This window comes from Pseudodesulfovibrio sp. JC047 (assembly GCF_010468615.1).
Lineage (GTDB): Bacteria > Desulfobacterota > Desulfovibrionia > Desulfovibrionales > Desulfovibrionaceae > Pseudodesulfovibrio.
Genome location: NZ_WUEH01000003.1, coordinates 138,791 through 151,716 on the forward strand (window position 1 = coordinate 138,791; position 12,926 = coordinate 151,716).

At 53.2% G+C, this 12,926-nt stretch carries 12 protein-coding genes; all 12 read right to left on the reverse strand.

What is annotated here, in order from left to right; translation table 11 throughout:
* Positions 1 to 475 precede the first annotated feature (475 nt).
* On the reverse strand, positions 476 to 1,744 hold the full coding sequence (locus GO013_RS02935) for a DUF362 domain-containing protein (protein WP_163808554.1): 1,269 nt from the start codon (positions 1,742 to 1,744) through the stop codon (positions 476 to 478).
* A gap of 18 nt (positions 1,745 to 1,762) precedes the next feature.
* Entirely contained in the window at positions 1,763 to 3,229 is a 1,467-nt protein-coding gene (locus GO013_RS02940) for a DASS family sodium-coupled anion symporter (protein WP_163808555.1), read from the reverse strand.
* A gap of 207 nt (positions 3,230 to 3,436) precedes the next feature.
* Positions 3,437 to 4,582, reverse strand: coding sequence for a (Fe-S)-binding protein (locus tag GO013_RS17495; protein WP_163808556.1), 1,146 nt, complete (start codon positions 4,580 to 4,582; stop codon positions 3,437 to 3,439).
* A gap of 1 nt (position 4,583) precedes the next feature.
* Entirely contained in the window at positions 4,584 to 5,957 is a 1,374-nt protein-coding gene (locus tag GO013_RS02950; protein WP_163808557.1) for an FAD-linked oxidase C-terminal domain-containing protein, read from the reverse strand.
* Between the two features lie 173 nt (positions 5,958 to 6,130).
* Positions 6,131 to 7,018, reverse strand: a complete 888-nt coding sequence (sucD, locus tag GO013_RS02955; RefSeq protein ID WP_163808558.1) for a succinate--CoA ligase subunit alpha — start codon at positions 7,016 to 7,018, stop codon at positions 6,131 to 6,133.
* Positions 7,015 to 8,187, reverse strand: a complete 1,173-nt coding sequence (sucC, locus tag GO013_RS02960; RefSeq protein WP_163808559.1) for an ADP-forming succinate--CoA ligase subunit beta — start codon at positions 8,185 to 8,187, stop codon at positions 7,015 to 7,017. The genes sucD and sucC overlap by 4 nt, the downstream gene beginning before the upstream one ends.
* 68 nt (positions 8,188 to 8,255) lie before the next feature.
* Positions 8,256 to 8,807: a 2-oxoacid:acceptor oxidoreductase family protein gene (locus tag GO013_RS02965; protein WP_163808560.1), complete on the reverse strand. Its 552-nt coding sequence runs from the start codon at positions 8,805 to 8,807 to the stop codon at positions 8,256 to 8,258.
* A 5-nt stretch (positions 8,808 to 8,812) separates the two neighbouring features.
* Positions 8,813 to 9,613: a 2-oxoacid:ferredoxin oxidoreductase subunit beta gene (locus tag GO013_RS02970; protein ID WP_163808561.1), complete on the reverse strand. Its 801-nt coding sequence runs from the start codon at positions 9,611 to 9,613 to the stop codon at positions 8,813 to 8,815.
* A gap of 2 nt (positions 9,614 to 9,615) precedes the next feature.
* Complete coding sequence (locus tag GO013_RS02975) at positions 9,616 to 10,773, reverse strand: 2-oxoacid:acceptor oxidoreductase subunit alpha (RefSeq protein ID WP_163808562.1); 1,158 nt, start codon at positions 10,771 to 10,773, stop codon at positions 9,616 to 9,618.
* Complete coding sequence (locus tag GO013_RS02980; RefSeq protein WP_163808563.1) at positions 10,770 to 10,991, reverse strand: 4Fe-4S binding protein; 222 nt, start codon at positions 10,989 to 10,991, stop codon at positions 10,770 to 10,772. The genes GO013_RS02975 and GO013_RS02980 overlap by 4 nt, the downstream gene beginning before the upstream one ends.
* A 572-nt stretch (positions 10,992 to 11,563) precedes the next feature.
* Entirely contained in the window at positions 11,564 to 12,307 is a 744-nt protein-coding gene (locus tag GO013_RS02985) for a FadR/GntR family transcriptional regulator (RefSeq protein WP_163808564.1), read from the reverse strand.
* A gap of 193 nt (positions 12,308 to 12,500) precedes the next feature.
* The gene (locus GO013_RS02990; RefSeq protein ID WP_163808565.1) at positions 12,501 to 12,863 is read right to left on the reverse strand and encodes a diacylglycerol kinase; all 363 of its coding nucleotides are present in this window, start codon (positions 12,861 to 12,863) and stop codon (positions 12,501 to 12,503) included.
* Between the last annotated feature and the right edge of the window lie 63 nt (positions 12,864 to 12,926).

The window sequence follows — 12,926 nt, forward strand, 5'->3', positions numbered from 1 at the left end:
TATACCCACAGGTTCAGCACGCGCCTGATCTGTCGATGCACCACATCAGCTTTTTTTGCGTCGGACACTTCGCCGAACACCGCCCCTGTACAACCTCAAAAGTTATAGGTCAAACCAATATGAAAAAAAATGTACCCAAATAAACTCTATTTAAAAACGCATGAAAACACAGACGTATGGATAGGGAAAATGGAGAGATGAAATGAAGCAGGGAAAAAGCACGCTGCGCCACCATTTTTAGATGGCCACCCAAAAATCAAGCGGCCCATACACGTGAGCCATGCCGGACATCAGTCCGGCATGGCTCCCAAGTACACACGGCGTCAAGTCGCCTAGGGAAGTGTTATGACATCACTTATGAGAATCTTGACTCCGCTCCTTGGTCAGACACTGATCGTCTCAGTGAACGCCTGTCCCCCCTCACATCAATCGGAAGGAATCCTCCCGAATCAAATAAGGACAGGCGTGATATCATTTATTCTGCGCCAAGCCTCAATTGAAGCCTGCCGTCCGCGTCAAACGTCACTTCCTGGGGCGATCCAACGATGTCGAATCGTTCCTTGCCGGACAATTCCGGAATCAGTGCCTCGCTGACATAACAATCGGTCAGGTACAGTGTATTGGGGACACACACCATTCGCACCTCATCGAGTGGTGTATTGCGCAGACAATGCATCATGGTTTTCAATGTCTCTTCCTCGGTGTCCAGGAACAGCGGCAGGAAGGCCCGGGCCACGAAAGTCGTGGTCAGACAGTTCAGGTACGTGGCCTTGCGATCAATCTTGTCCACCAATTTCCTGGTGGTGAAATCAGCAAGTCCGATACCCGTGGCATTGCCGTGCGATGCCTCGGACAGATCCAGAACAGACACGTAATGAATAACGGGAGCAACTGGTTCGGCCCCGCCCTGAATACGCAGTCTACCGACAATGTTCGTATCCAGCCCTGTTCCACTATAGTTTTTGCCCATCTCCTCGACGACCAACGCGTCCAGGTGTTCGACGGGCAATGAAGGCATCAGGGATTTCGAATAGCGCAACAACTCGCGTTCGCGTTCGATGATATCCTTGGCCAAAATCCCTTCGATCTTGGCGGTTTCTTCGTAGGCATTCTCGATAAGAGCAAGGCCGCCCACAACCGGCATCTTCGCGATAATGGCGCTCGCGACTTCTTCCAATAATGGGGATAGCCGTTCGGACTTTCCTTCGGCATGAAACTGGGTTGCACCCGCAGGTCCGCCGAGTCCCACAACGAGTTTCTTGGCCAGACCGCTTTCCACCGTTCCCTTGAACGACGTATGCGTCTTGACGCGATTGATGGGCATGATGGCATCCACTTCAAAAGCGGACTCCAGCATGAAGACCTTCCAGCCATTTTCGGTGGTGCCGACTTCGCGCCCCTTGTCGCAGGTAATGACCCGCGCGCCGAGACGTTCTTCGGTGATACCAAGGCTGTCGAGCACCTCCTTCTGACCGGCGGCCGAGCCACCGCCATGACTGCCCATGGCGGCCAGCAGTACCGGGGTTGCCCCCTTGTCCTTGACGAATTGCACGGCTATTTCAAGAATCGTCAGAATATTCTGTATACCCCGACTTCCGGCCGTGATGCCCACGGTCATGCCGGGTTTGATCGTCTGTTCCAATTTTGCCAGCTCGGCTTTCACTGTGCCGGGCACGTCCTCGACTCGATCCCGCTCAAAATTCTGGCGAATTCGAACCATGCGAGGAAATACGTGTGATGTCATGTCTCACTCCTCAAGATGTTAATACAATCCGATCATCGGGAACCAGATCAACGCGGTCGCGGCCCACAATGCCCATGCCATGAGGCCGACCAGCACTGATGATTTGAGCTGTTCCGTCACCGTGTAATACCCGGCACCAAACATGATGATGTTGCCCATGGTATTGAATGGGAAGAACAACGCATACCCCATGAGAATTGCCTGTGGCAAAACAAACGCCACAACCGGAAAATTGAACGCTGTCGCCATACCAATATAAATGGGAATCATGACACCGGCCATGGCCGTGGTGGTTGACCAAATCATGTGACTGAAGATGGTAAAGCCCATCAGGCCGATCATCAACGGCAGCATACCGACACCATCCAGCCCCAAAGACTGCATCCCGGTCGTGATAACCCAAGCAAAGGCCTCGGTTTTGATCAATGTATTGGACAAGGTGATAACACCGCCGAAATACACGAACAATTCCCAGGGAATCTTCTTTTCTGCCTGTTTCCAGCTCAAGACACCAATACTCGGAGCCAAAATCAGACCACTGACCAAAAATGCCAACATGGCGGAACTCATCTTGTGCCAGGCATCAGTGGACCACAGGACCAAAGCGAGAATGAAATACAGCAACGCCTTGATTTCTTCCCTGCTCAAGGGACCCATTTTCTTCAATTCCCTGTCAACATACTCAATACCGCCGGGAATGGTCGTCATTTCCGGTTTGAAAAGAACCCGCAACAATAACGGAGTACCGATCAAGACAAGAATCGTGGTGGGCAGGGCTGCCAAGGTCCAATAGCCCCATGTGGTGCCGATGGCGGTGGTGCCAAGGGCGGCCGCGATCAAAGCGATGGAAATGGGATTGGGAATAGTTGCGGTCTGAAAACCACCAGCCGTGATATTGGATGCAAAGGTGTTTGACAGGAACAACGCTTTACCAAAATTACTTTTTCCCTTCTCAACCTGATACGCCTGGGCCACACCCTCGACGATCGGCAGCATGGCTGCGGTCCGCGCCGTATTGGACGGGGTCAGCGGAGAAATCAACAGGTTGGCAAACATGGGTGTCAAAATCGCACCCAATGGAGTTTTTCCGAACCGCTTCATCATGACAAGCGCAAGCCGCTGGGCGATCCCCGTCTCGGTCATGGCCGTCGAAATGATGAACCCGGTTACCAGCAACCACAATGCCGGTGAACCGAATCCGGAAATGGCAAATTTGGCCGATCGTATGAGGTGCCCCGCTTCGTTGACTGCGCCGGTCGGATTACCAACCCACAAATACAGAATAGGAACGAGCATCATGGTACTGGTCGCAATACTCATGCTCAACGTGATCCAGACAACAACCGCACCGGAAAAAATGGTCAGCAACTTGTGTTGCGTTATCGTCATGGTTTCCGGTGTTGGCAAAAGCCACACACAGAGCGCCACAGCGATCGCAATGATCGTGCCGTATTTTTTCCCGAAATCTTCAAATTTGTTTGCCATTGAAATCTTCCTTTTCTAGACGTGAACAGAAATCGAGCTGAGACCGAACCCATCGACTGCACCTGGATAAATCCGGGCAACGGCATGGAAATCCATATTTTTTTGATTGGACACCTGACCAGATGGTTGGCCACACCCGCCATGGTCTGAAAATGATCGATCGGGACAAAAAGCCCTCATGAATTCAGGCTCTTCTATCCAACCGCATCATTCCACAACATCAAGCCAATGGTAGACGGTTGTTCCTTCCGGAGCAGCCGCCGCGAGTTGAATGGTGCATCCACTACAACTTGTCAGGATGTACTCAGTGTTCTTGGGAAACCCGGCCAAACAGGAATCAGCCAGTTGCCGCGACAAATCGGGGTTCGTAATCTGGGTAATGCCACCCATTCCGCAACACTGCCCCTCTCCCTTGCGCAATCCAGACAAACCGGATTCCAACAAAGGCAGATCGTGATCCGTCCCCCAGTGACAGGGTTGATGATAGCCGTAGCTCTCAGGCTTGGCATCCGTGATCTCCCACTGGGCATCAGCCAGCAAGACACTCAACGGCGTCAAACTTTCCCGCCAGGCCACAGTGTCCGCCTCGGACAACAACGGTTGCCCATACTGGGACAAGGCATGATGACAGGAGGCACAGAACACGGCGATACGGGGACGGCCCAGTTTCTTCCAGACGTCCACGTTGTTCTGCTGCATGGAATCCATGGTGTCGTACAGGCCCGCTGAATGCATGGTGCCACCGCAGCACCCGAAATCAGATGTATCCAGCACAGTATATCCGAACAATCCCAACAAATTGTTCGTCTTGCTCGTCCACTGCGGCCGAATATTCTTGGCCGTGCAGCCCGGGAAAACCACGACGGGTTTGGAATCAACTTGAATTCCGGGGATCTTGAATAATCTGGCCCACGGCTTCTTGACCGGCTCATTGACCATGGCCTTGGCCGAATCCAGCGAGGGTTTCAACGCTGACGGCGCAACCCATCCCGGAACCAAGGAGGCCATCATGCCAAGGGACGGCCAGAGCGGGCCCATGTGTTTGATCCACAGGGACCAAAAGTGTTGGGTCCAATTCGGATGCGCGTGCCGCATGTCGGCCAGCAGATCCGCCGTGGACAATTTCCGAGCGCACGCGGTCCGACATTTGTCGCATCCCACGCACAACCGGGCCAATTCCTTGACGTGATCCCAATCCAGATCCGACGGATTCACGCCGGGCGCGGCATAGTCCTCATGCAACGGCTCCAAAAGCAGCCGTTTCGCCTTGGGGGAATATTCCTCACGTTTGAACTGCGCGTACACGGGACAAACCCGGAGACATTCACCGCATTGTGTGCAACCACGTTTCACATCAATACCCCTTGTTCGGGTTGAGAATTCCGTTGGGATCGAACAACCCGCGCACCTTGAGCATCAGTTCATGTTCATCCTTGCCAAGCTGCAACCCCACATTCTTGAGGCATCCAACACCGTGTTCTCCGGACAAACTCCCACCGAACTCCAGCACGGCCTCATCCATTTCGTGATGGGCTTTCCGTGTCCGTTTGGCGTCGTCTGGATCAGAGGCATCGTAATGCAAATTCGCGTGAATATTTCCGTCTCCGGCATGGCCAAAGGCGATCAACCGTTTGCCATTTTGGGCAGCTAGGCTCTCGAATCGGCGGACCGCCTGAAGGATCTGTCCACGAGGCACAGCCATATCGCCACCGATACGGTCCGGTCCGAGGACATATGAAGCAGAGGACACGCTGCGACGGTAGCCCCACAACTCGTTTTCCTCGTCCGAAGTTGTGCCCATCATGCGCCAGAGGGCGTCATCAATCTGATTGGACAGTTGTTCGATATTCATAGAGACGGTTTCCGCACTGCCATCCACCTGAAAAAGCAACAGGGAATTCACGGAATCAGGCCACGGATGGCCACCAGTCTGTTTGAGGATATCGAGTACGGTCTCGTTCATGAATTCGACGGCACACGGCAGGATACCAGCGGCAAAGACCTTGCCCATGGATTGCAGGGCCGCGTCCAGACTTTCATAGCCGACCAGAAGCGAAGCCGTGCCTTCGGATTTCGGAATGAGTTTGAGATACAATTTGGTCAAGATGCCCAACGACCCTTCCGAGCCAACCATGAACCGGGTCATGTCCAGCCCCACGACATCCTTTTGAGTCCGCCCACCAAAGGACAGGATTTTCCCGCCAGGGACCACCACGTCGCATCCAAGCACATAGTCCCGTGTCACGCCATATTTCACAGCGCGCAAACCACCTGCACAGGTCACCACATTTCCGCCCACACTCGTCGCCTTGCTACTGGCCGGATCGGGTGGGTAAAACAGGTTGTGCTTTTCACATTCCTGCTGAAAGGCAACCGTATTGACGCCGGGTTCGATCGTGGCCACGAAATCGGTTTCCGAAATATCCAGAATCCGATCCATGCCAAGCATGGACACCACGATGCCGGGTACCGTGGGAACACAGCCACCAGAAAGGCTTGTGCCCCGGCCTCGAGGATGAACCGGAATGCGTTCCGCATCGGCCCATCGCATGAATTCAGACACCTGCTCCACACAGGTGGGGCGGACAACCGCCAGGACTTCGCCTCGAATATTACTGGCGTCGGATTCATACACCCGCAGCGAAGGTTTGTCGTATTTTACACCGTCCTGAAACAACTCATCCAAAAATTGCTTATGGTCGGCAGTGAGTTCTGTCGTATATGTCATTCTCTTTCCTTACTCGTATCCGTCCATGCACTCCGCTCCGTGGGAGCCGGCCCTGATGCTGTTCAACACACAAGGGCCGGGCTTCCCTGGGGGGGGTGATGGTTTATGGTCTTTTCTACTTGGGGGTGACGATATATCTCCATTACGAGGGAATAGTCCCACGCCATGTCTGATTATGCTGAATTTTTTCCCTGAAGGTGGTTGGCCACGGTTTCTCCAAGAAGTCCGAGCTGTTCCACCACCACGACACCGGCATCCCGCATGGCCGCGATCTTGTCTTCGCCACGGCCTTTGGACCCGCTGATAATGGCACCGGCATGGCCCATGCGTTTCCCGGCAGGCGCGGTCAGTCCGGCAATGAAACCGAACACGGGTTTGGGATAGTTGGTCTCCTTGATGTAGGCAGCGGCTTTTTCTTCATTGTCGCCACCGATCTCACCCAACATACACACGGCTTCGGTATCAGGATCATTGCGGAACATCTCCAGCAAATCAATGAACTTGAGACCCGGAACAGGGTCGCCACCCATGCCGATACAGGTACTCTGCCCCAAACCGGCCGTTGTCAACTGGTGCACGGCCTCGTAGGTCAGGGTGCCGGACCGGCTGATGAGTCCGACATGACCGGGACGGTGAATGTAATCGGGCATGATACCGATCTTGCTCTTGCCGGGGCTGATAACGCCGGGACAATTGGGACCGATGAGCCTGGCCCCTTTACTCTTCAGGAACGCCTTGCAGCGAACCATGTCGAGCACGGGGATATGTTCGGTAATCAGAATGATGGTCTTGATTCCGGCTTCAGCGGCTTCACACGCGGAATCCGCAGAGGCCAAGGCCGGAACAAATATGATGCTTGTGTCGGCTCCGGTGGCATCAACCGCTTCCTGAACGGTGTTGAAAACAGGGACACCGAGGACTTCCTGTCCCCCTTTGCCCGGAGTAACTCCGGCAACAACTTTGGTCCCATAGTCCAGCATTTTCTGGCCATGGAAAGACCCTTCGCGACCAGTCAATCCCTGGACCACGACCTTGGTATTTTCATCAATGAGGATACTCATTCGTTTGTCCCCTGTGTGAGTTTTGCAATGGACGCCGCAGCTTCGGACATGGTGTTTGCCAGCACGAAATCAAGACCGCTATCCCGCAGGATTTGTTTGCCTTCCTCAACGTTTGTGCCTTCCATCCGCACGACGGTCGGCAGTGTGAAATGGGTCTGTTTGGCGGCTTCGACAATACCGGCGGCAACAATGTCGCACCGAAGAATGCCACCAAAGATATTGATGAGAATACCACGAACATTGGGATCGGAAAGCATGACCTCGAAGCCCTTGGTCACCATCTCGACACTGGCACCGCCTCCGGCATCCAGGAAGTTGGCGGGTTCGGCTCCAGCCTGCTTGATCGCATCCATCGTCGCCATGGCCAGCCCGGCACCGTTCACCATGGTCCCTACATATCCGTCGAGCTTGACATAATTGACGCCGAGTTCAGCGGCTTTCCGCTCCAGCGGGTCCTGTTCTTCGGGATCTTCCAGAGCCTTGACGTCCGGTTGCCGTTTGAGGCCGCTTTCGTCAAAATTCAACTTGGCGTCCAGCACGATCAGATCACCATCTTCGGTCACGGCCAGCGGATTGATTTCAACCTGAGTCGCGTCCTTTTTCACACACAACTCGATCAATTTGAGGATGAGCTTCACGCCCTGACCGATCTGCTTCGGCGTCAGCTCACAACCGAACAGCAACTGCCGGGCCTGAAACGGCCAGAGATGATGGTTGCCGTCAAGCGGCGTGGTAAGAATCCGTTCCGGATGATTTTCCGCAACGTCTTCAATGTCCATGCCACCATCCGGGGAAGCCATGACCGTCAGGCATTCGGCTCCGCGATCAAGGACAATGGCCAGATACAGTTCACGCGCAATGGCCGTTCCCTGCTCCACCCAGACGCTGTGGACCTTTTTGCCTTCCGGGCCGGTCTGCTTGGTCACCAACTGCATCCCGAGGATGTCGTTGGCTGCGGCCTTGACCTCGTCCATGGTCTTGCAAACCTTGACGCCACCGCCTTTTCCCCGACCACCGGCATGGATCTGGGCTTTGACCACCCGGACCGGGCCGGACAAGCCCTTTGCCACATCCAGAGCTTGGTCAACCGTCTCGGCCCTGCCACCGTCAGGGACAGGAATACCTGTGTCCTTGAACAGCTTTTTCGCTTGATATTCATGAATATTCATTGTGTCTCCTTACGTCAAAACGCGGCACAAAAAACGCGGATGCACACTCGCACATCCGCGCAACACATTTATGCCTTGCTCATGTATGCCTGGGCGAGATTTTCACCCAATTGCAGTGCTTTCTGGTTGGAGGGAAAGAAGGCTTCCTTGAACCGACCGCGAACGACCTTTTCCAAAGAATCCAGTTTGACCACTCCGGTCAATGTGGCCAGTGCTCCGAGCACACAGATGTTGAACGCCACGGGTTTTCCCAATGTCTCGATTGTGGAATGATACATGGGCAATCCGATCTGTTCGGCATCGACCTTGGGGTCGGCCGTGACCAATGACGAATCATACAAAGCCATTCCACCCGGTCGAATGAGCGGAAGGTATTTGCTGGCCGCTTCCTCGGTCAGGGCAACCAGATAATTCGGCTGCAAGACCTTGGGAAAATAAATCTCCGAATCAGAGATGATGACATCGGACCGGGTGGCTCCACCACGGGCTTCCGGGCCATACGACTGCGACTGAACCGCGGTCAGCCCTTCTTCCAATGCTGCGGCTTCTGCGAAGATGATGGCCATGGTAATGACCCCTTGTCCGCCAGAGCCGGATAACAGAAAACGATATCTTTCCATGACTGTTACTCCTCGTTCGCCTGAGCAATGACGTTGGCGTATTCTTCGCAATATTCGGGACGCTCTTCATCGACAAAGATACCGCGAGGAATCAACTCCGGGTTCTCTTCGAGCTTCTTGGACCCAAGCGGAGCCGTGTTATCGCGATAGGATTTCAACAAATCGATCGCACCGCCCATCTTGTTCTTGCGCCCGAAATACGTGGGACACTGGACCATGACTTCCACAGCGGAAAAGCCCTTGTGATTGATGGCCTTCTTCAGGATCTTCGCCATTTCCTTGACGTGGAACGCCGTGGTCCGGGCGACGAAAGAGGCACCGGCACCCTTGGCCAGGGACACGGTGTCAAAATCATTGTCAATGCTACCGTATGGCGCGGTGGTGGCAAGAATGCCACGACCGGACAACGGCGAATATTGACCACCTGTCATACCGTAGATGCGGTTGTTCAACACGATCGCGGTCAAGTCGATATTCCGACGACACGCGTGGATGAAGTGGTTGCCGCCAATAGCCATGGCATCGCCATCCCCCATGGGAACGATGACGTTGAGTTCAGGCTTGGACATCTTGATGCCCGTTGCACACGGCAGGGCGCGACCATGCATGGTGTGCATGGTATGAAAGTTGACGTATCCGGAAATACGCGCGGAACACCCGATACCGGAAATCATGCACATGGAGCGGGGATCGAGTCCCAACTCGTCAACCACGTGCAGCAAGCTGTTCAGGACAACACCATGTCCGCATCCCGGACACCAAATGTGTGGGAAAAAACGTTCGCGGATGAGATCTGTATACGCCATTGTTATATCCCCTTCCCTTCGATAACTCGCATGATTTTCCCGATATCCGTCGGTGTCACAAGCGTTCCATCCAAACGGTTGACGAGATAGACTCGATCAGGATCCTTCACAGCCTGTTTCACTTGCGACAAGACCTGTCCCATGTTCAGTTCGACCACGTAAACATTCTTGGCATTGGCGGTCTTTTCACGGACCAGATCCTTGGGAAACGGCCAGATGGTCTGCAATTCCAGCAGGCCGATCTTGTGGCCTTTCTGCCGCCGTGATTCGACAAGATGTCGAGCACTTCGAGCGCATGAACCATACGAAACAAGCACTTCCTCGGCATCGTCCAGATAGAATTCCTTCCACATGGCCAGCTCATTGACGCGGGTTTCGATCTTGTCCACCAGATGATGCACAAGCTTATCGACCTGCTGAGGCTGCTCGGTGGGGAAGCCCCAAATGTCGTGAAATAACCCGGTCACATGAAAACGGTGTTCTTCACCGTAATCGGACATGGGAAGACGACCATCTTCGCGAGCCAGATAGGGGTGATAGTTGACACCGGGCTTCACATCGGTCTTGAGCCGTTCGACAACCGACAACTCCCCGGCTTCGGGAATGGTGAGGGATTCACGCATATGACCCATGACTTCGTCGAACAACAGGATGACCGGTGTTCTGTAAGTCTCTGCGATGTTGAAAGCCTGAACCGTGATGCTGAACATGTCCTGAATGGTCGAGGCGGTCAGGGCAACGATGGAATGTTCTCCGTGAGTGCCCCACCGGGCCTGATTGACATCGGCCTGCCCCACCTTGGTGGCCAGACCAGTGGACGGCCCCGCACGCTGGACATCAACGATGACACAGGGGATTTCTGCCATGGCCGCATATCCGATGGCTTCCTGCTTAAGAGAAAAGCCCGGTCCGCTGGTGGCGGTCATGGCCTTTCTGCCAGCCAACGAGGCACCGCAGACAGCGCACATGGAGGCAATCTCATCTTCCATTTGAATGAACGCACCACCGATCTTGGGAAGCTGAATGGCAAGATGCTCCGCAATTTCCGTCGAGGGGGTAATGGGGTATCCTGCAAAAAATTTGACGCCAGCATACAGAGCGCCACGAACACAGGCTTCGTTCCCCTGCACAAACCGAACATTTCGTGTTTCTTGACTCATGAGGCCACCTCTTCAGTCGCTTTTACGCTTTTCTTCGGGGGCTTGTTGACGACAATAGCCAGATCAGGACAGTACAATTCGCACATTCCACATGCGATGCATTTTTCCTGATCCACTACCGCTTTCTCTTCAACGAGTGAAAGCGCTTCTTTGGGACAGAAAGCGACGCATATTCCGCATCCCTTGCACCATGTCGTGTTGATGATGACTGGATCCATGCCTTTCTCCAGATTGTGATTCCTGCAATACAGGGGAATCGTTTGATGTATCTGCAAACACACTGAGGTTTGCCATGCCACGATCGATTGTCACAACAACCGATCCAACAATCGGCCAAGGAGGGAATGAGGCACTGTGGGACAACTCAATGTCCACGTTTTGTCTCGGATTCACCCTGTCCGTTTGTCTGTTTGTATGACAAACAGACAAACGGGGCAAGGAAGATTTTAAAAATAGACGAAGAAAAAAATAATAATAAAATATTTCAATAGTTTAGCTTTTTCATTTTTACAGCTCTACCAATACCCAAGGAACTGTTTTGCAAATTTCACGACAAAACACTGACTCACAACGGCATGAGGAGACGTGTGACGATTCATTTCACCAAGCAAAAAAAGAGATTGAAAGACAGAAAAAAACGATCAGCATCCACACACACTCCATGTGTCACGCTGATCGTTCTCAAAAAAAGGACAAGGAAGACGACATTCCGCAAAAGAAAAGGCGCTTCAAGCGCGCCTTCATATGAATATATCCGTCAATTTCGAAAGGGAAATACAGAAGAATATTTTTAGGTATCGCTTTGAAAAAGGATGGGCTCCAGTTCGATCCCTTGACGCGACGCACTGTTGTGCAAATGCTCGTGAACCGCTTCGCGTGCTTCGAAAGGCTGCTTGGCCACAATGGCTTCGTATATTTTCTTATGCTCCTGAAACACGAGCTTTGATCGTTCATAGTCCTGATTGGACAAGGCACGGGCATCCTGCACCCCTTTCAGCAATCGGGCCGAAAGAAACCGGATGAAACTCATGATATATTCATTGCCAGCGGCCTCGGCAAGAATGGCATGAAAGGCGTAATCAGGGATCAGGCCACTCTCTTTGTCAACAATGGCCTGACTCAACTCATCAAGATGGGCTGCCATCTTTGCCAGATGTTCGTCGGTCCGCCTGACCGCAGCAAGAGCGGCACTTTCACCTTCCATGATAAGCCTGAATTCAATGATATCAGCCTTATTCTCATCGGAGGCAAAGACGCTGGGCAGGGTAAAAATCTTCCGTGAATATTCATCACATACAACAGGACCACTACCCCGCTTCGACTTGAGAATTCCTTCGAACTTGAGACGCGCCAGCGCTTCTCTCACCACGGTCCGGCTCACGCTGAATGTCTTCGCCAAAGCCGTTTCCGAAGGAAGCACATCGCCAGGCTTGAAATCGCCTTCCTGGATTTGTCGCGCAATGATGCTCGCCAGTTCTTCGGGAAGGGATGGCCATCGTCCAAGCCCCTCTGAATTCAAGTGTGTTATGCTCATGGCATACGCTTAACGCTGATGATATCGATAATCAAGAAAAAGAAACAACTATTGATAATTCTATAAACTCGCGTCTCGTTTTATCCTGTTGCACGATGTTTCATGCCGCAGCCCAACGGACGCTCCATATCAAAAAGAAGGTCACACGCAAATCATTTCGCCGTTTTCCGCGATCCAGAACCACTTTGCGGTCCTACATCCCCCAAACCACACAGCCCCAGACACCGACGGCCCAGAGGATGGCCACAAGCACCCCAACTGACCCGAGATCTTTCGCAGCCCCTGACAGAACGTGCTTTTCCGGGCCAATGCGATCAACAACGGCTTCGATCGCCGTATTGAAAATCTCTGCGACAAGCACGCCGATAAGACTGCCCACAAGCAGCAGTGTTTCAACCATGCTCACATCAAGCCACAAAGCCACCGGAACCAGAATCACACACACCAGCAACTCTTCCTGAAAGGGTTTCTGCTTCAAGGCAAACCCGAATCCCTGGACGGAATAGGTGAACGCATTGAAAATGCGGCGCATGCGCGCCTTCAAAAATGACGTCATGACTCTCCTGTTTTTTTAGCATCAACTATGCCGGTACTCGGACTGTCTCTTCTCTCTCGCCAG